This window comes from Aliivibrio fischeri, from assembly GCF_009727955.1.
Classification (GTDB): domain Bacteria; phylum Pseudomonadota; class Gammaproteobacteria; order Enterobacterales; family Vibrionaceae; genus Aliivibrio; species Aliivibrio fischeri_A.
In genome coordinates, this window is sequence record NZ_WOBR01000009.1 from 14,956 (window position 1) to 33,281 (window position 18,326).

Genomic DNA, 18,326 nt, shown 5'->3' on the forward strand with positions numbered 1-18,326 from the left:
TTTCACTATCTAAAAACAATAAAAGGCCCCAAAACCAAAAGGACTTGGAGCCAATTCACAATTATAGCAAATAAATATTATTTAATTCGCATTTTTTTGATATCGCCTTCGCGAGTAACAACGAGGAAGCTGTCTTCAACTAAAATTGGAGAAACGGCAATACCATCACTGTCTATCTCTTGTTGAGACATAAACAGCCCAGTATCTCTATCTAACCAATGTAAATAACCTTCGCTATCCGCTAAAACAATATAGCTATCAATGATCATTGGTGATGTTAATTGACGATACTCTAACTCTTCGTTGCTCCAAAGTTCAGTACCACTTCGAGCATCAACAGCAACAACGTGATCTTTCTCTGTTACTAAGAAGAGTCGCTTACCATCAGATGACATATTCATAGCTGATGAATAATTGCGTTTCCATACCGGTTGGCCTGTACGTAAATCTAACGCAATTAACTGGCCATTGTAGCCAATAGTAAATAGTCGACTACCAAGGATCAGTGGTGAAGCATCAACATCAACCAAACGATCAATTTCTGTCGCACCTTTTGGTGTACCAACTGGTTGTTGCCATAATAGTTGACCTTTTGAAATCAACGCTGCCGCTAAGCGACCATTAGACATCCCCCAAAACACACCGCCTGAAATGCTCACAGGAGCACTATCACCACGAAGTGTTAAGTTTGGTACTTCACTATTGATTTGCCATTGTTCCACACCCGTTTCTGCATCAAAAGCTATTAATGCTCCACGACTGGTGTGAACCATGACGTAACCTTCATCAGCCAGTGGTTTAGCTAATACTTCACCATCCACCTTCTCACGCCATAACTCTTCACCGGTTTCTGCATCAAGAGTGATAAGTTCACCATTTTCAGAACCAATAAAAACTTTACCGTAAGTCAGTGTTAAACCACCAGATAGTCGAGCTGTATCATCTTGCTCTAAATCTCTTTCCCAAATGGTCTTGCCATTTTCAGGATCCAGAGCTTTAACAAGACCATCTCGACTAGCAACGTATATTTTTTGATAAGCATATACTGGTGTTAGACGTGAAAAATAATGTCCAACACCATCACCAATTGAACTTGTCCATTCCGTTGTTGGTTCAAATTGATTCTGAACAACAGGAACCGGTGCCATTACGATTGTATCTTCTTCACTCGCACAGCCAAAAAGCATCGAGAAACCAAAGGTACATAACGCCGCTTTTTTTAACACCTTACGCATTCAGTTGTCCTTACTCAGCTAAATCATCCAGTTTCATTTGAACTGCTTGGTTCATGCCTGCTTGAAGTGCTTCAGTATAAGCAGAACGAGCAGTTGCAATATCACCTTGACGAAGTGCGATGTCACCTTTTAATTCAGCAACACGAGCAGCCCAACTTGCTGGTTTAACATTAGCTAATGTTGCTAATGCGGCATCAAAGTTATCTTGTTCAGCTTGAATACGAGCAGAACGAACTTGAGCCATTGCTGTTAGTGATTCATCTTTGCTGTTACTAGCAACCCAATTTAATTGCTCAAGTGCATTTTCAAGCTGCCCAGCTTCAACTTGTACTTTAGCTAACTGAAGTGCCGCTAATGATGCGTATTCACTGCTTTTATTTGCATCAATAAATGCTTGTGTAGATTCAATCGCATCTGCACCAGAAGCTTGTAACGCAGTTAGCGCTCTTTCATAGGCAGCAGAAGCTGTTTCTTTCGCAGTAATCTGTGATGATTGGTAATATTTCCAACCCAAGATTGCACCAATACCAACAACACCACCAATAACGACAGCCTTGCCATTTTCTTTCCACCAACTTTTAATGGCTTCAACTTGTTGTTCTTCAGTTTCGTAGGCTTCCACGTCCTATCCTCTTAAATCAATTCAGCTAATTTTGTGAATACGTCTGATTGTGGCAGAGTCTCTTGCTCGCCATTACGTAAATCTTTAACGTTAACTGTTTGCTCTGCAACTTCAGTTTCACCTAGGATTAGGGCTACTGCTGCACCTGCATTATCAGCACGTTTAAATTGCTTTTTAAAATTACCACCACCGAAGTGACACATAACTCGTAAGCCTGGAACTTGTTCACGCAGTGACTCAGCCAGTTTCATACCAGCCATAAGTGTGCCTTCACCAGCTGTTACCATGTATACGTCAACAGAGCGACGAACATCTGTTAATTCTAATGTTTCCATTAGAAGAACAAGGCGTTCTAAGCCCATAGCAAAGCCAACTGCAGGTGTTGTTTTACCACCAAGTTGCTCAACTAGACCATCGTAACGGCCACCACCACATACTGTACCTTGAGCACCTAAACTTTCTGTAATCCACTCAAAAACAGTACGGTTATAATAATCTAAACCGCGAACTAAACGTTCATTAACTTGATATTGGATGCCAGCAGCGTCAAGTAGTTCACATAATCCAGAAAAATGTGCTTTAGAATCGTCATCTAAGTATTCTGATAGCTTAGGTGCATCACCTAAAATTGCTTGAACATCAGGATTCTTAGTATCTAATACACGCATTGGGTTTGTGTGCATACGACGCTTACAATCTTCATCTAATACATCTAAATGCTGCTCTAAGAAAGCAACTAATGCTGTACGGTAGTTAGCACGAGCTTCTAGTGAACCAATTGAGTTCAACTCTAAACGAACGTGTTGATCGATACCTAATTCACGCCATAAACGAGCTGTCATCATGATCAATTCAGCATCAACATCAGGACCGTTTAAGCCAAAAACTTCAACACCTACTTGGTGGAATTGACGGTAACGACCTTTTTGAGGACGTTCATGACGGAACATTGGACCCATGTACCATAAACGTTGCTCTTGGTTGTACAGTAAACCATTTTCAATTCCTGCACGAACACAACCCGCTGTACCTTCAGGACGAAGAGTCAAGCTATCGCCATTACGGTCTTCAAACGTATACATCTCTTTTTCTACAACATCAGTTACTTCACCGATAGCGCGTTTAAATAGATGAGTTTGCTCAACAATTGGCATGCGAACTTCGTTATAACCGTATGCGCTGATAACGCGTTTTACGCTATCTTCAACTTTTTGCCACAATGGAGACTGTGTTGGAAGGCAATCATTCATGCCTCGAATTGCTTGGATTGTTTTAGCCACGTTTACTTCCCAATGGGTTTGTTTATATCTACTACCAATCAGTCGATCTGATTGATATCAATTTGGTTTTCTTTTGATAACGTTGCCGCTTTTGCGCGGATCTTTGCTTCTAGTTGATCAACAATGTTGTCGTTATCAAAGCGCTCTTTCTGACGTACTCCGTCTTCATAAAAAGCACTCTTACGGTTACTACCCGCGATACCCATATGTGAAACTTCAGCTTCACCAGGGCCATTTACTACACATCCAATAAGAGATACATCCATTGGTGTGATTAAATCTTCTAAACGTTGCTCAAGTTCATTCACTGTTGCTATCACATCAAACTCTTGACGAGAGCATGTAGGACAAGCAATGAAGTTAATACCACGAGAACGAATGCGCAATGATTTTAAGATATCAAAACCAACTTTAATTTCTTCAACGGGATCCGCTGCTAAAGAAATTCGTAATGTGTCACCGATACCTTCAGATAGCAGCATACCCAAACCAACCGCTGATTTAACAGAACCAGCACGAGCGCCACCCGCTTCAGTAATACCTAAATGTAATGGTTGAGCTATTTGTTTTGCTAATAGACGATATGAATCAACCGCAAGGAAAACATCAGATGCTTTTACACTTACTTTAAATTGGTCAAAATTAAGACGATCTAAAATATCAACATGACGCATTGCTGATTCTAATAACGCTTCAGCTGTTGGTTCTTTATATTTTGCTTGAATGTCTTTTTCTAATGAGCCGCCATTAACACCAATTCGAATTGGAATATTTTTATCACGAGCACAATCAACTACTGAGCGAATACGCTGTTCATTACCAATATTACCAGGGTTAATACGTAAACAATCAACACCATACTCCGCAACTTGAAGAGCAATACGGTAGTCAAAATGAATATCAGCAACCAGTGGAACTGATACCTGTTGTTTAATTAGTTTGAATGCTTCAGCAGCGTCCATTGTCGGTACAGAAACTCGAACAATATCTGCGCCTACTTTTTCAAGAGACTTAATTTGAGCAACAGTGGCATCTACATCAGTAGTACGTGTATTCGTCATTGATTGAACGGCAATGGGAGCACCATCACCAATAGGAACATTACCCACATAAATGCGAGTAGATTGACGACGTTTAATTGGGGACTCTATATGCATGGAATCAACTCATTATTGAGGTAGGGTTAATCGTGCAACTTTACCTGCAGGGTATACAGATAAATCAACAGGTTTGCCTTTATAAGTAAGTGTTACCGCATTTGGAGCGCCAATAATTAGCTTATAAGGTGCTTTACCTGTTAATTTTAGTGTTTGATTCGATTTTTTCACACCTGAGTATAGGCGATTATTTGAAGCGTCTTGTACTTGTAACCAGCAATCGCTATTAAATGTCATTACAACATCTTCCGTAACAACGGCTTTTTCAGCTACTGGTTCTTCTTTTTTAACTTCTACAGGAGCTTCCGCTTCAGGCTTTTTGATGGTTTCTTTTTCAAGCGTTTTCGAGTCAGTCTCTAGCTCTGAAATATTAGTATCCAGTTGAAGCATTTCAGCCTCATCTAATGTTGGTGCTGTTTCTTCAGTTTGAGGGGAATCAGTTTTATTTTCTTCAACTTGTTCCATTGATTTAGCGGTTTCAACTTCTGCAATTAACTCTGCATCATTGGCACTCTCAAGTTGTGCTTGCTCTTGCCACCACCACAATACTGACATACCTAAAATCAACGCAAAAATAACCCATGTTAATTTCATAATGCGGTTATCGTGTTTCTCTCTCTTCGTTTTGCGAGAAAAACTTTGCATATCATGTTGTTCGATTTGGGCTTTACCCAGTTGATCTAACGCATCAAGCACTTTTTGTTCAGGAACATTAACCACTTTTGCGTATGAACGATAGTAACCACGGGTAAACGTTGCTAGTTTACCCATGTCAAACTGATCCGCTTCAATTTGCTCTAACACTTCTACACGTAAACGTAGTCGTGAAGAGATATCTTCAAGCGTTAAATTTAATTCTTCTCGAGCCTCTTTAAGCAATAGGCCAGGTGCGATAAACGTTTCTACTGTTTCTTCAATATGTTCTGTCGTCATGATTTATATAATTCTGATATTCTCGCGAGTCCGGATACTCTTTTCCCAGAATATTTACGTATTTTTTTACTAAATGCGCATTGCCTGCTTTTTTTTCTAATTCTATGAGTAAGCTTAGGCTAACTGGTTTATATCCGTACTTCTTATTAAATTTAAACAGCGAAATTCTCGGTTCGGAATAATTACCTTCGTCAATATTCAATTTAGCCAATTGAAGGGTCGAACGAATCCGATTCGGATCATGAGCCAACGAGCGCTCAAAATACGTTTTTGCTGTCACTTTATCCCCACTACTTAATGCACACATCGCTGCATTTTCATAACTTGCCGAGACAAGATAGTAGTAAGGTTGGTCTATTGCTTGAGTAAACTTCTCTTGAGCTTCCTCATATCGGCCCTTTTTACATAGAAAAACGCCGTAGTTATTTAATACATTACCATTTTTTGACGAATAACGTAATGCTCGTTTGTATGCCTTTTCAGCTAAATCGTCTTCTTCTACTTGTTGATAATAATAAGCGAGGGAGGTTTGAGAGCGGTAATAGTCGGGAGCGTATTGTACAGCCAGTTCCAAATTCTCGCGAGCTTTCATCATATCGCCCGCATTTAAATAGCTTAATCCGAGTGTAATTCGAGCTTCAGCGGCTCGAATTACCTCTTCTTTGGTCATTTCATCGGCTTCGTCAACAGTGACGCAACCAGCACTGGTTAACAATCCAATCGTTAATAGTGCTGCACTCCATTTTCTCATCCTGCCTTCCCTTGCTGTAATACACCAAGATTAAACAGTTTTTACAGGGATTGCCTCACCTTGCTGTTTAACTTTAGTGCGTTTAGTTCTGTCGATGACATCACCAACTAATTGACCACAAGCAGCGTCGATATCATCGCCACGAGTCTTACGAATTGTCACGGTATAGTCGTATTCCATTAAGGTTTTCATGAAACGATCAATACGTGAGTTACTTGGTTTCTTATATGGTGACCCAGGATAAGGGTTAAATGGAATCAAATTAATCTTCGCAGGCGTATCTTTTAGCAATTCTGCGAGTTGTCTTGCATGATCCATATCGTCATTAACATGATCAAGAAGAACATACTCAACAGTTACACGACCACGGTTTGCATTTGATGATGCAATGTAACGACGAACTGAAGCTAAAAACGCATCAATATCCCAACGATCATTGATAGGCATAATTTGGCTACGAAGTTCATCAGTTGGTGCATGTAATGAGATTGCTAATGCAACATCAATTTTACCTGTCATTTGGTCAAGACCAGAGACCACGCCTGATGTAGAAACGGTTACACGACGCTTAGATAAAGCAAAACCTAAATCATCTAGCATAATCTCTAATGCTGGAATTAAGTTTTTCATGTTAAGTAACGGCTCACCCATCCCCATCATTACAACGTTAGTAATTGGACGACGACCCGTTTCTTTTTCTAGACCAATTTCACGAGCTGCACGCCAGATTTGACCCACAATCTCTGATACTTTTAGGTTACGGTTAAAGCCTTGTTGAGCAGTTGAACAGAATTTACACTCTAATGCACAACCAACCTGTGAAGATACACAAAGTGTTGCACGGTCACCATCAGGGATGTATACCGTTTCTACGTCTTGATCGCCAACTTTCATCGCCCACTTAATCGTGCCATCAGATGAATGTTGTGCTTCTGATACGTAAGGTGCGCGAATTTCACACTTGTGCTTTAGTTTTTCACGAAGCTTTTTATTGATGTTGTTCATTTGATCGAAGTCATCACAACCAAAGTGATACATCCACTTCATTACTTGATCTGCACGGAAGGCTTTCTCTCCTAATTCCTCAGAAAAAAATGCTCGAAGTCCTTTACGATCAAAGTCCAGTAGATTGATTTTAGCTGTAGTCATGTTGCCTCTCTGATAAATGACATCACCGCGAATATGGGCGCAGAATTGTACAGCCTTTGGGAGGATATTACTAGAGGTTCGAGGTTCGAGGTTCGAGTAAGAGAATGTAGACTATCTACAAAAAAGAAAACTTATTCTGAAATTAATTACAATGCTCAAGCATTAAAAAACAAGCTCCCTTTATTCTTTAGGGAGCTTGTGAGCGTTCTAGGCTCTCATCTCTATTATTCAGCTGGGCGTGGGCAGATTTCGTCTTCAGCAAAGAAATACGCAATCTCACGTGCAGCAGACTCTGGGCTATCAGCACCGTGAACAGAGTTGTAACGCATGCTAATTGCATAATCCGCTCGTAGTGAGCCACACGCTGCTTCTTCTGGGTTAGTTTTACCCATTAGCTCACGGTAGCGTACAACCGCATTTTCACCTTCAAGAACTTGAACCATTACAGGTCCTGACATCATGTATGCCACTAATTCATCAAAAAACTCTTTTCCTTCATGCTCAGCATAAAAGCCTTCTGCTTGTTCTTTAGTTAAACGAAGCATTTTAGCAGCAACGATTTGCATACCTGTTTTTTCAATACGACGGTAAATAGCACCAATTAAATTACGCTTAACGGCATCTGGTTTTACAATTGAAAAAGTACGTTCTATTGTCATTCTACTTTCCTTTAGGTTTCTTTTACTTCTTATATTAATTTCAATCAGTACTCATTTATCTAATACCAATCACAGTAAGTCAATGCTCAAAAATAACAAAGAAAAAAGGCTTGAAAACAAAACGGAATTTTTCGATAAGTAGTGACTCTAAAATCAAAAAACCAACGCCGTTATCAAGCATGTTAACAATGCTAGGATGACCCGTTATTAACTACAACTCGTATAAATACTGATAGGAATTACCTGTTAAAAAAGAAGACCGAGCGAGCTCGATCTTCATTTTAATTATTTAGTTAAGATATTAGCAAGTGTTCTTACACCTACTCCGGTCGCACCGGCTGCCCACTTATCAGATGGCGCTGTGCGATACGTCGCTGAACAGTCCATATGAATCCATCCTTTCTGATAATCTTCAACAAAGTAAGATAAAAAGCCTGCGGCAGTACTTGCACCCGGTGAATATGGACCTGAACCAATATTCGCTAAATCAGCAAAGTTTGATGGCAGCATAGCTCGGTGGAATTCCATCAATGGTAGACGCCATAGACCTTCATTCTCTTCTTGAGCCGCATTTAACGCTTTTTGGCTCAATGCTTCATCAAAACTTAATAGTGAATGGAAATCATTACCTACAGCCATTTTCGCTGCACCCGTTAGCGTCGCACAGTCAATAATAAGTTCAGGCTTTTGCTCTGATGCAAACTGAAGACCATCAGCCAGAACTAAACGTCCTTCTGCATCCGTATTTAGAATTTCTACCGTCTTACCATTTTTATAAGTGATGATATCGCCTAACTTTAATGCTCGGCCTGAAATCATATTTTCAGCACAGCATAGAATCAGCTTAACACGCTTATCTAAACCACGAAGAATTGACATCGCAAGACCTGCTGTCACTAATGCAGAGCCTCCCATATCCGCTTTCATCGATGCCATACCTGCAGATGGTTTAATACTGTAACCACCAGAATCAAACGTAATGCCTTTACCAACTAAACAAGCAAATACTGGCGCACTTTCGTCTCCAGTAGGGTTATAGTCTAACTGTAACATTGCAGAGGTACGTTCTGAGCCACGACCTACGGCATAAATCCCCGTCCAACCTTGAGTCAAAAGATCTTTATCTTTTACAATCTTAGTTGTGACTGTGCCCTCTGGAGCAACAGATTTAATAAACTCTGCGGCCATAGTAGCAAGTTGACGAGGAGCGACTTCTTCAGCCGTTTTATTAATGATTTGACGAGTCCAATTCGTTGTTAGAATTCGAGCGTTTAACTCTTTTTCATCATTTTCACTTAATGCAGTCCAACTCACATCATCGCTATTTTTAGAGTCACGGAAACCTTGAATAAATGACCAAATAGATTCAAGATCCCAGTCGGCCCCCTCAAGTTCAACAGCGATTAAACCTTGTGAATTTAATTTACGAGCCGCTCGCTGGATAAGACTGTATACGTCACTTTCAATACAATGAATAACGGCAGCTTTAGAAGTAAAAGACAATATAGCTTTGTCCCCCCAATGGGCAGGGGCTGCGATAGATGAAAGTTGTACAGTCATCTTTTGTGACATGGTGTATCTCCTTTAAATACGCAATAACTCCATAACATCATTTAATTGCATATGATTACTTATATTGCGTGAATGTCGACCGATTATAAATGAATAAAACATCCATCTTTTTATACAATTTGCCTACTTTACACTAGTGATACAAGGTATTTCACTAAAATGTAAGAGGTAGATCCAAGCAGGTGATGGTTTTTTATACTTTCTAAAAGCGAATCATAAATGGTAAAAAACTAATCCCACTCGTCCATCCAACATAATACGATGGCTTCTAGCACTTTTTCACCAGAATGCTTAGGATCATCATCAAAATCTTCTAATTCTAATACCCATTGGTATAAATCAGTAAAGCGCACTGTTTTTGGATCGGTATCTGGGTATTTATCTAGTAATTCAATTGCAATATCTCTCGAATCAATCCATTTCAAACTCATAATAAACTCCTTATTATTTTGATTTGCTATTTGTTACTAATAAAAAAGGCAAGCTTGAGGGGAGTAATTACTTACTTCTCAATACTTGCCCTCTTAACTACTTTAGCTTAATAAAAGAAAGATTAATGATCTTCTGATGCTAAGTTTAAAGTATATTTTGGAATTTCTACCACAAGGTCTTCTTGTGCAACTAAAGCTTGGCAACCTAAACGTGATTCAGGCTCAAGTCCCCATGCTTTATCTAACATATCATCTTCTAATTCGTCACTTTCCTCTAGCGAGTCAAAGCCTTCACGAATAATAACGTGACATGTAGTACAAGCACATGATTTCTCACACGCATGCTCAATGCCAATGCCGTTTTTTAAAGCAACATCTAAAACACTGTCGCCTTCATTTGCTTCAAGAACCGCCCCTTCTGGACATAATTCTTCATGTGGTAGAACGATAATTTTTGGCATTTCTATACCTCATCAATAGATTGACCAGCCAATGCAGCTCGAATTGAGGCGTCCATTCGACGCGCTGCAAATTCTTGACTTGCTTCATCAGCCTTTTTAATTCCATCTTCAATTGCTTGCGCATCAGTACCTTGACGTAATGTGATTAACGCTTCAATTGCTTGTAAAATTTCTGCTTGTTCTTCTTTTGACAGTAACGCATCACCATCATTATTAAGCGCAACAACTAACCCTTCAATAACTCGATCTGCTTCTACTTGCTGTTCAGCTAATGCACGTGCTTGCATATCTTCTTTTGCATACGTCATTGAGTCTTTAAGCATGTTAGCTACCTCATTATCACTTAAACCATAAGACGGCTTAACTTGGATATGAGATTGAACGCCAGTGCTCTTTTCCATTGCTGTAACAGAAAGTAAGCCGTCAGCATCGACTTGATACGTTACACGAATATGTGCAGCACCCGCCGCCATTGGTGGGATCCCTTTTAAAGAAAAACGAGCCAAAGAACGACCATCTTCAACCATCTCTCGTTCACCTTGAACAACGTGCACCATCATGCCTGTTTGCCCATCTTTAAATGTGGTGAACTCTTGAGCTTTTGCTACAGGGATCGTGGTATTACGTGGAATGATCTTTTCAACAAGTCCACCCATAGTTTCAATACCAAGAGAAAGTGGAATAACATCAAGCAGTAACATTTCAGAATCAGGTTTGTTACCCACTAAGATATCCGCTTGAATCGCCGCACCAATAGCCACGACTTGATCAGGGTCGATACTGGTTAATGGCGTTTGACCAAAGTAATCACCAACAGAAGTACGTACAAATGGCGTTCGTGTTGAACCGCCAACCATAACCACTTCCATTACTTCTTCTGACGTAATATCCGCATCTTTTAGTGCACGACGACATGCCATTAGTGTCTTTTTAATCAAAGGTTGAATTAGACTATTGAAAAGCTCAACGCTAATCTCACCGCTCCAATCTTTAAAAGCGATCTCTACTTTATCTGTATCTGATAATGCAACTTTTGTTTGTGTCGCTAATGTCAGTAATTCACGCTGTTCTTGATTTGATAACGGATGAGTGATGCCCGCTTGTTCTTTAATCCATTGTGCTAAAGCATGGTCAAAATCATCACCGCCTAACGCAGAGTCACCACCAGTAGCAAGTACTTCAAATACGCCTTTAGATAAACGTAAAATAGAAATATCAAACGTACCACCACCTAAATCGTAAACGGCAATAACACCTTCTTGACCTGAATCTAAGCCGTATGCGATTGCCGCTGCAGTCGGTTCATTTAGTAGACGAAGAACATTTAAGCCCGCTAATGTCGCAGCATCCTTAGTGCCTGCACGTTGTGCATCATCAAAATAAGCAGGAACAGTAATCACTACCCCTTCTAACTCGCCACCAAGTGTGTCTTGAGCACGACGTGATAACGATTTTAAAATTTCAGACGAGACCTGAATTGGGTTAACTTCACCTTGAGCGGTTTGAATTACTGGTAATCCGTTTTCACTTTCTGAAAATTGGTATGGAAGCTCAGGATAACGAGCTTGAATATCTTTAAGTGAACGGCCCATTAAACGTTTTACAGAAATAATGGTATTTTGTGGATCCATTGCTGCAGATTGGTATGCATTCATGCCTACGCAAATTTTATCTTCTTGATACTGAACAACAGATGGCAAAATGACATTACCTTTCATGTCTGGTAATGTTTTAGCTTCACCGCTTCGAACTGAAGCAACCAAAGAGTTTGTTGTTCCTAAATCAATACCTACCGCCAGTTTATGTTGGTGCGGTACAGCACTTTGTCCTGGTTCAGCAATCTGTAATAACATGAAAGTATCCTTCGTTTATCTCATTAACCCAAAAAGAGTTAACCTAATAATTTCTCTTCTAACTGCTCAACTTCTTGATTCAGTTTTTCAATAAATTTGAGCTTTCGAACGCTCTGAGCGGCTTCAATCCATGCTTCATTTTTCAATAGTTCTTGCAGTTGAACTAACTGTGATTTACGCATTGCTGTTACATTCTCAGCAAAATCAAACAAAGCACTCTCAGGATCTGAACTTGATGGTAATGATTCTAACTCTTCACGCAGTTCCATTTGTTGCATTAAAAACATAGGATCTTGCATTGTGGTTTGTTCACCACGAATATCATGACCTTGCTCTGAAAGTATGTATTCAGCTCGTGATACTGGATTTTTTAATGTTTGATACGCATCATTAATTTGCGCAGCTTTTTGAATGGAAAGTAAACGGTCACGCTCTGAAGACGTTGCAAAATTATCTGGGTGAAAGCGTTTTTGTAACTCTCTAAATTGAAGAGAAAGAAGGCCACCATCCAGTTCAAACTGGTTCGGTAGCCCAAATAATTCAAAATGATTCATAAGTAATGTTTTGCTCTATACGTTGAAGCTTTCACCACACCCACATTCACTTTTTACGTTCGGGTTGTTGAATTTAAAGCCTTCATTTAGACCTTCTTTTGCAAAATCTAATTCAGTGCCATCCATATAAGCTAAGCTTTTTGGATCAATAATGATTTTTACACCAAACTGTTCGAAAACTTGATCTTCTTCGTTTAGCTCATCAACAAATTCAAGAATATAAGCCATACCCGAACAACCAGAGGTTCTTACGCCTAAACGTAAACCAACGCCTTTTCCTCGGTTTTCAAGAAATTTTTGTACACGGCTTGCCGCTGCTTCGGTGACTGAAATGGCCATACTGCAACCTTTACTTTTTGTTTGTGGTCATGGGAGTCATTAATTATTAACGACATTACTCAATAATAAAGCACCTTTTATTAATAAAACAAATAATAAAGGTGCTCTATCTAACCAAAAATAATTAATCTTGGTGTTTATTACGGTAATCAGATACCGCTGCTTTGATTGCATCTTCTGCAAGAATTGAACAGTGAACTTTCACTGGTGGTAACTCAAGCTCTTCTGCAATTTCAGCATTTTTAAGTGCTGCAGCTTCGTCTAGTGTTTTACCTTTTACCCACTCAGTAACTAGTGAGCTTGACGCAATTGCAGAACCACAACCGTATGTTTTGAATTTTGCATCTTCGATAACACCTTCTGGAGATACCTTGATTTGCAGTTTCATAACATCACCACAAGCCGGAGCACCAACCATGCCGCTACCCACTGATGGGTCGTCTTTTTCAAATGAACCAACATTACGAGGGTTTTCGTAATGGTCGATTACTTTTTCGCTATAAGCCATGATATATACCTCTAAATTCTGTAACGTCCGTGTTTTAGTGGTGTGCCCACTCAACCGTGTTTAAGTCGATGCCTTCTTTGTACATGTCCCACAGTGGTGACATATCACGCAGTTTGTTTACTGCTTGGCTAATTTGTGAAACCGCGTGGTCGATCTCTTCTGCTGTTGTGTAACGGCCAAAAGAGAAACGAATTGAACTGTGTGCTAGCTCATCATTTAAACCTAATGCACGTAGTACATATGAAGGTTCAAGACTTGCTGAAGTACATGCAGAACCAGAAGATACTGCAAGATCTTTAAGAGCCATTAATAAAGACTCACCTTCAACAAATTCAAAACTGATGTTCAAATTACTTGGTACACGTTGGTCTAAATCACCATTAATGTGTACTGCTTCCATATCTTTAATGCCATCCAATAAACGGTCGCGCATTGCTAAGCAGTGATCGTAATCTTTTTGCATTTCTTCTTTGGCAATACGACAAGCTTCACCCATACCAACGATTTGGTGTGTTGCTAGAGTACCTGAACGGAAACCACGCTCATGACCGCCACCGTGCATTTGTGCTTCTAAACGAATACGCGGTTTACGACGAACATACAATGCGCCGATACCTTTAGGGCCATAAATTTTATGTGCTGATAGTGAAATTAAATCAACTTTAACTTCTTGTACATCTAGAGGGATTTTACCTGCAGATTGTGCTGCATCAACATGGAAAATAATTTTACGAGAACGACATAATTCGCCAATTGCAGTAATGTCTTGAATTACACCAATTTCGTTATTTACATGCATAATTGAAACAAGAACAGTATCATCACGCATCGCTGCTTCAAGCTTAGCGAGGTCAATAAGACCGTTTGATTCTGGCTCAAGGTAAGTAACCTCATAACCTTCACGCTCAAGTTGACGACATGGGTCAAGAACCGCTTTATGTTCTGTTTTACAAGTAATGATGTGCTTACCTTTCTTATTATAGAAATGCGCAGCACCTTTAATTGCTAGGTTGTCAGACTCAGTAGCGCCTGATGTGAATACGATCTCACGAGGATCTGCATTCAATAAATCGGCAATATTTTCACGTGCAGTATCAACCGCTTCTTCAGCCTGCCAGCCGTAACGGTGTGAGCGTGATGCAGGGTTACCAAAGTAACCATCCATTGTCATGTATTGAACCATTTTATCCGCTACACGTTTATCAACAGGACACGTAGCCGAATAATCAAAGTAAATTGGCAGTTTCATTTTCATCTCCAAAAATACAGACGTTTGACCGTTAAGAACGGACATTAACACCCACAGAATTTGTTAATTTTGAATTCGTAGTTAAGCCATTTGTTATGGCAAGATCAACATTTTGTCGATCAGATATTTGCTGAACTTCATTATCTTGCATCAGTTCACCAAGCGTAATACCGTCTAAGAAAGTACTGATTCGAGAACTTAGATCACGCCACAATGTGTGCGTTAAACAACGCGTACCACCTTGGCAGCCTTCTTTTCCATGACATTTCGTTGCATCAACTGATTCATCGACAGCTGAAATAACCATTCCAACAGCAATTTGTTCAGCTTTTAATCCTAAGCGATAACCACCACCAGGACCTCGAACGCTAGCAACTAAACCGGCTTTACGTAATCTAGAGAATAATTGTTCAAGATAAGATAATGAAATTCCTTGGCGCTCTGAGATATCAGCAAGCGGCACTGGTCCTTCTTGGGCATGAAGTGCAACGTCTAACATTGCTGTTACTGCATACCTTCCCTTTGAAGTTAATTTCATAAGTTACCTCATATCCACACTATTCGTATGGAATGAAGTTTCCCATACCTGACTATTTTGGTCAAGTATTTATCCTACTATTTTAGTCAAGTACTTACTATTTGATATTACTTGTCTTTCATACTGCGTTCTACGGCGGTCAATACACCACGTAAAATGCGTAATTCTTGAGTTTCTGGACGTGTACGGTTAAACATACGACGCATTTTATTCATAACCTGACCTGGATGTGCTTTATTTATAAAGTCGGTATTCGTCATCACTTTTTCAAGGTGTTCGTAGAATAATTCCAGTTCATGGTTTAAAGGGTAATCCGCTTCTTTTGATTCGCCTTTATATGCTTGACTGTCTAACCATGCAACGCGTGCTTCGTAGCTAATAGTTTGCACTGCCATTGCTAAGTTCAAAGAACTGTATTCAGGGTTAGCTGGAATACATACATGGAAATGACACTTCTGTAACTCTTCATTAGTCAAACCGACTCTTTCACGGCCAAAAACAAAAGCAATTGGATGTGTATTGGCTTCTTCTATTGCTTTAACGCCCGCTTCGCGAGGTTCTAACATTGGCCATTCAAGTGTTCTTGAACGTGCACTTGAACCAATAACTAAACCACAATCAGAAATGGCTTCATCTAATGTATCAACAACACGTGCATTATTCGCAATATCACTTGCTCCAGCAGCAAGAGCAATGGCTTGACCATCAACTTCACATTCAGGTGCAACAAGCACCATATTAGTTAACCCCATCACTTTCATAGCGCGAGCAGCTGAACCAATATTTCCTGAATGGCTAGTTCCTACAAGAACAATACGAATTTTATCTAACATGTTATTTCCCATCTAATGAAAAGAGCCGCCGGATACTAACATAAAGCAATACGGCTTTCTTCTTTATCTCGCTGAGATTTTAACCTTGGATCGCTTTTTTTGTAATAAAGAGAATGAATGAACAAAAAATAAACACTTCCTTTTTATAATAAGTCTGTGTATACTCGCCGCCGATTTCTGTTCTTTAACATCTTTTGGGATATTACTATGCATCCAATGCTAAACATTGCTGTACGTGCTGCACGTAAAGCTGGTGACTTTGTTGCTAAATCTTTTGAGCAAACTGACAAAATTGAAACAACAAAGAAAGGCAACAACGAATTTATTACGAACATCGAAGCCGATGCTCAATACATTCTTGTTGACATGATCAAGAAATCTTACCCTGATCACAGCATCATTTCTGAAGAGTCTGGCCTAATTGAAGGTAAAGACACTGACATTCAATGGATCATTGACCCATTAGATGGCACGACTAACTTCGTTAGAGGTATCCCACACTTCTCTGTTTCTATTGCTGTTCGCATTAAAGGCCGTACAGAAGTCGCTTGTGTATACGATCCAATCCGCAATGAACTATTTACTGCTCAACGTGGTGCTGGTGCTCAACGCAACAACCAACGTATGCGCGTTAAAGAGTTAAAAGATCTTAGCGAAGCTATCATCTCTACAGGTTTCCCATACCGTCACAAACAACACTCTGAAAGCTTCATGAAAGTGGTTAGTGCACTATTCATCGAAGGTTCTGACGTTCGCCGTACTGGTTGTGCATCTCTAGACTTATGTTACTTAGCATCAGCTCGTATGGATGGTTTTGTTGAACTAGGTCTTAAGCCTTGGGAAATGTCTGCTGCTGACTTAATTGCTCGTGAAGCTGGTGTTATCTGTACTGACTTCGTTGGCGGTACTGATTACCTTAAATCTGGTAACCTAGTTGCTGGTAGCCCACGTGTTGTTAAAGCGATGCTTAAAAAAGTTCGTGAAAACGGCAACGAAGCAATGATGAAATAATTTCATTTATTGATTTAAAAAAAGGGAAGACAGGTTATCTGTCTTCCCTTTTTTATTATTGACTCCAACCAAACTCAGTAAATAGTTTTTTCCAAGTCTCATCAAAATCGGCTTTAATCACGATATCCTCCCCCGTTATTGGGTGAGTGAAATTCAATTCTGATGCGTGAAGTAATAAACGGTGGCTATCCAATTTTTCTTTAAATAAACGATTATGCTTTCCATCACCGTGGCTTGTATCACCAACAATTGGGTGACGTAAATGTGCCATATGGCGACGAAGTTGATGCTTTCTACCCGTATGTGGTTTTAATTCCATCAAACAATACCGCGTTGTGGGAAACTTACCTGTTGAATAAGGTAATTCCACTTTAGCTAACGGTTTGTACTCTGTAATCGCTTCTTTAGCTTCGACTTCTTGTGATGCCTTTTTATCTGCAATTTTATCGAGTTCTTTTTTCAATGGATAATCAAGCGTATCCGCTTCTTCAATCCATCCACGAACAATCGCATGATAGGTTTTCTTTATTTCTCTGCTTGCGAAAAGTGGGGATACTTGTGCCGCAATCTCACTTGATAAAGCAAAGAATAATATTCCTGATGTTGGTCTGTCTAAACGATGTAATGGAAACACATGCTGACCAATTTGATCACGTAATGTTTGCATCGCAAATACCGTTTCGTGTTTATCAAGCCATGAACGGTGTACTAACATTCCAGCAGGTTTATTAATCGCAATTAAATGTTCATCACGATAAACAATCTCAAGCTCTATTGGCTCAACCTGTTCTTCTAATAACTCATCATTCACAGCTGTAATTTCTTCTGTATTCACTTCATTTACCTAATGCATCAATGGCATGACATAAGCGTACAATTTCGTTATACCCTTCAATATCTTTTAATGCTTCTTCAATATAGGGAGCAATTGAGAATCCTTTTGGTGTCGGTTTATTATTCTCAATTAGATAATTCATCTTAGGGATAAAAATCCACTGCAACCACTCAGATGCAGATAAAGTATCAATGGCAAATGGCTCTGTACTTGATAAATCGGCTATCGATGGTGACGTACGTTGCCAATGCCCATGATGTTCTAATTGCTGAGCTAACTGCTCTAATAATGTTGATAATTCTAACGATGTCGTCATATCCGATAAAACTCGCACTCTCTGATACTTTTGATGACAA

21 protein-coding genes are annotated in these 18,326 nt (G+C 39.6%); 1 reads left to right on the plus strand and 20 read right to left on the minus strand.

Annotation, left to right across the window (positions count from 1 at the left end; all coding sequences use genetic code 11):
• Positions 1-77 precede the first annotated feature (77 nt).
• The 18 genes from bamB to trmJ form a co-directional block, all read right to left on the minus strand.
• Positions 78-1,235, minus strand: a complete 1,158-nt coding sequence (gene bamB / locus GNP81_RS12875) for an outer membrane protein assembly factor BamB (protein ID WP_155672892.1) — start codon at positions 1,233-1,235, stop codon at positions 78-80.
• A gap of 10 nt (positions 1,236-1,245) precedes the next feature.
• Entirely contained in the window at positions 1,246-1,857 is a 612-nt protein-coding gene (locus GNP81_RS12880) for a YfgM family protein (protein ID WP_336495495.1), read from the minus strand.
• 11 nt (positions 1,858-1,868) lie between these two features.
• Positions 1,869-3,137, minus strand: coding sequence for a histidine--tRNA ligase (gene hisS, locus GNP81_RS12885; RefSeq protein WP_336495496.1), 1,269 nt, complete (start codon positions 3,135-3,137; stop codon positions 1,869-1,871).
• Positions 3,138-3,175: 38 nt separating this feature from the next.
• Positions 3,176-4,294, minus strand: coding sequence for a flavodoxin-dependent (E)-4-hydroxy-3-methylbut-2-enyl-diphosphate synthase (gene ispG / locus GNP81_RS12890; RefSeq protein ID WP_005417930.1), 1,119 nt, complete (start codon positions 4,292-4,294; stop codon positions 3,176-3,178).
• Between the two features lie 12 nt (positions 4,295-4,306).
• Complete coding sequence (locus GNP81_RS12895; protein ID WP_155672893.1) at positions 4,307-5,227, minus strand: RodZ domain-containing protein; 921 nt, start codon at positions 5,225-5,227, stop codon at positions 4,307-4,309.
• The gene (gene pilW / locus GNP81_RS12900; RefSeq protein ID WP_155674711.1) at positions 5,208-5,978 is read right to left on the minus strand and encodes a type IV pilus biogenesis/stability protein PilW; all 771 of its coding nucleotides are present in this window, start codon (positions 5,976-5,978) and stop codon (positions 5,208-5,210) included. The genes GNP81_RS12895 and pilW overlap by 20 nt, the downstream gene beginning before the upstream one ends.
• A gap of 30 nt (positions 5,979-6,008) precedes the next feature.
• Positions 6,009-7,127 (minus strand): dual-specificity RNA methyltransferase RlmN, encoded by a 1,119-nt coding sequence (gene rlmN, locus GNP81_RS12905; protein WP_005417927.1) that lies wholly within the window; start codon positions 7,125-7,127, stop codon positions 6,009-6,011.
• Positions 7,128-7,351: 224 nt separating this feature from the next.
• The gene (ndk, locus tag GNP81_RS12910; RefSeq protein WP_005417926.1) at positions 7,352-7,786 is read right to left on the minus strand and encodes a nucleoside-diphosphate kinase; all 435 of its coding nucleotides are present in this window, start codon (positions 7,784-7,786) and stop codon (positions 7,352-7,354) included.
• Between the two features lie 285 nt (positions 7,787-8,071).
• Positions 8,072-9,358 carry an aminopeptidase PepB gene (gene pepB, locus GNP81_RS12915; protein WP_155674709.1) on the minus strand — a complete coding sequence of 429 codons (1,287 nt, stop codon included), beginning with the start codon at positions 9,356-9,358 and terminating at the stop codon, positions 8,072-8,074.
• A gap of 230 nt (positions 9,359-9,588) precedes the next feature.
• Entirely contained in the window at positions 9,589-9,789 is a 201-nt protein-coding gene (gene iscX, locus GNP81_RS12920; RefSeq protein WP_005417922.1) for a Fe-S cluster assembly protein IscX, read from the minus strand.
• 122 nt (positions 9,790-9,911) lie between these two features.
• Positions 9,912-10,250, minus strand: coding sequence for an ISC system 2Fe-2S type ferredoxin (gene fdx / locus GNP81_RS12925; RefSeq protein WP_005417920.1), 339 nt, complete (start codon positions 10,248-10,250; stop codon positions 9,912-9,914).
• Between the two features lie 2 nt (positions 10,251-10,252).
• Entirely contained in the window at positions 10,253-12,103 is a 1,851-nt protein-coding gene (gene hscA / locus GNP81_RS12930; RefSeq protein WP_155672897.1) for a Fe-S protein assembly chaperone HscA, read from the minus strand.
• Between the two features lie 38 nt (positions 12,104-12,141).
• Positions 12,142-12,657, minus strand: coding sequence for a co-chaperone HscB (hscB, locus tag GNP81_RS12935; RefSeq protein WP_011261361.1), 516 nt, complete (start codon positions 12,655-12,657; stop codon positions 12,142-12,144).
• A 15-nt stretch (positions 12,658-12,672) separates the two neighbouring features.
• Complete coding sequence (gene iscA / locus GNP81_RS12940) at positions 12,673-12,996, minus strand: iron-sulfur cluster assembly protein IscA (RefSeq protein WP_005417916.1); 324 nt, start codon at positions 12,994-12,996, stop codon at positions 12,673-12,675.
• A 124-nt stretch (positions 12,997-13,120) separates the two neighbouring features.
• On the minus strand, positions 13,121-13,504 hold the full coding sequence (iscU, locus tag GNP81_RS12945; RefSeq protein ID WP_005417914.1) for a Fe-S cluster assembly scaffold IscU: 384 nt from the start codon (positions 13,502-13,504) through the stop codon (positions 13,121-13,123).
• A gap of 34 nt (positions 13,505-13,538) precedes the next feature.
• On the minus strand, positions 13,539-14,753 hold the full coding sequence (locus GNP81_RS12950) for an IscS subfamily cysteine desulfurase (protein ID WP_155672898.1): 1,215 nt from the start codon (positions 14,751-14,753) through the stop codon (positions 13,539-13,541).
• 31 nt (positions 14,754-14,784) lie between these two features.
• On the minus strand, positions 14,785-15,291 hold the full coding sequence (gene iscR / locus GNP81_RS12955) for a Fe-S cluster assembly transcriptional regulator IscR (RefSeq protein ID WP_005417910.1): 507 nt from the start codon (positions 15,289-15,291) through the stop codon (positions 14,785-14,787).
• A 107-nt stretch (positions 15,292-15,398) separates the two neighbouring features.
• The gene (gene trmJ, locus GNP81_RS12960) at positions 15,399-16,124 is read right to left on the minus strand and encodes a tRNA (cytosine(32)/uridine(32)-2'-O)-methyltransferase TrmJ (protein ID WP_155672900.1); all 726 of its coding nucleotides are present in this window, start codon (positions 16,122-16,124) and stop codon (positions 15,399-15,401) included.
• A 207-nt stretch (positions 16,125-16,331) separates the two neighbouring features.
• Here trmJ and suhB point away from each other — a divergent pair, with 207 nt between their 5' ends.
• On the plus strand, positions 16,332-17,135 hold the full coding sequence (gene suhB / locus GNP81_RS12965) for an inositol-1-monophosphatase (protein WP_155672902.1): 804 nt from the start codon (positions 16,332-16,334) through the stop codon (positions 17,133-17,135).
• A gap of 55 nt (positions 17,136-17,190) precedes the next feature.
• Here the strand turns inward: suhB and truC are convergent, their stop codons facing one another.
• Positions 17,191-17,970: a tRNA pseudouridine(65) synthase TruC gene (gene truC / locus GNP81_RS12970; RefSeq protein WP_336495497.1), complete on the minus strand. Its 780-nt coding sequence runs from the start codon at positions 17,968-17,970 to the stop codon at positions 17,191-17,193.
• A 1-nt stretch (position 17,971) separates the two neighbouring features.
• Complete coding sequence (locus GNP81_RS12975) at positions 17,972-18,286, minus strand: YqcC family protein (RefSeq protein ID WP_017018645.1); 315 nt, start codon at positions 18,284-18,286, stop codon at positions 17,972-17,974.
• Positions 18,287-18,326 lie beyond the last annotated feature (40 nt).

Bases quoted from the DNA above. Each gene is read 5' to 3' on its own strand.
- bamB (WP_155672892.1), bottom strand. From the start codon at position 1,235: ATGCGTAAGGTGTTAAAAAAAGCGGCGTTATGTACCTTTGGTTTCTCG.
- iscU (WP_005417914.1), bottom strand. From the start codon at position 13,504: ATGGCTTATAGCGAAAAAGTAATCGACCATTACGAAAACCCTCGTAAT.
- ispG (WP_005417930.1), bottom strand. From the start codon at position 4,294: ATGCATATAGAGTCCCCAATTAAACGTCGTCAATCTACTCGCATTTAT.
- suhB (WP_155672902.1), top strand. From the start codon at position 16,332: ATGCATCCAATGCTAAACATTGCTGTACGTGCTGCACGTAAAGCTGGT.
- hscA (WP_155672897.1), bottom strand. From the start codon at position 12,103: ATGTTATTACAGATTGCTGAACCAGGACAAAGTGCTGTACCGCACCAA.
- ndk (WP_005417926.1), bottom strand. From the start codon at position 7,786: ATGACAATAGAACGTACTTTTTCAATTGTAAAACCAGATGCCGTTAAG.
- rlmN (WP_005417927.1), bottom strand. From the start codon at position 7,127: ATGACTACAGCTAAAATCAATCTACTGGACTTTGATCGTAAAGGACTT.
- iscR (WP_005417910.1), bottom strand. From the start codon at position 15,291: ATGAAATTAACTTCAAAGGGAAGGTATGCAGTAACAGCAATGTTAGAC.
- pepB (WP_155674709.1), bottom strand. From the start codon at position 9,358: ATGTCACAAAAGATGACTGTACAACTTTCATCTATCGCAGCCCCTGCC.
- hscB (WP_011261361.1), bottom strand. From the start codon at position 12,657: ATGAATCATTTTGAATTATTTGGGCTACCGAACCAGTTTGAACTGGAT.
- iscA (WP_005417916.1), bottom strand. From the start codon at position 12,996: ATGGCCATTTCAGTCACCGAAGCAGCGGCAAGCCGTGTACAAAAATTT.
- fdx (WP_005417920.1), bottom strand. From the start codon at position 10,250: ATGCCAAAAATTATCGTTCTACCACATGAAGAATTATGTCCAGAAGGG.
- trmJ (WP_155672900.1), bottom strand. From the start codon at position 16,124: ATGTTAGATAAAATTCGTATTGTTCTTGTAGGAACTAGCCATTCAGGA.
- iscX (WP_005417922.1), bottom strand. From the start codon at position 9,789: ATGAGTTTGAAATGGATTGATTCGAGAGATATTGCAATTGAATTACTA.
- pilW (WP_155674711.1), bottom strand. From the start codon at position 5,978: ATGAGAAAATGGAGTGCAGCACTATTAACGATTGGATTGTTAACCAGT.
- GNP81_RS12950 (WP_155672898.1), bottom strand. From the start codon at position 14,753: ATGAAACTGCCAATTTACTTTGATTATTCGGCTACGTGTCCTGTTGAT.
- GNP81_RS12895 (WP_155672893.1), bottom strand. From the start codon at position 5,227: ATGACGACAGAACATATTGAAGAAACAGTAGAAACGTTTATCGCACCT.
- GNP81_RS12975 (WP_017018645.1), bottom strand. From the start codon at position 18,286: ATGACGACATCGTTAGAATTATCAACATTATTAGAGCAGTTAGCTCAG.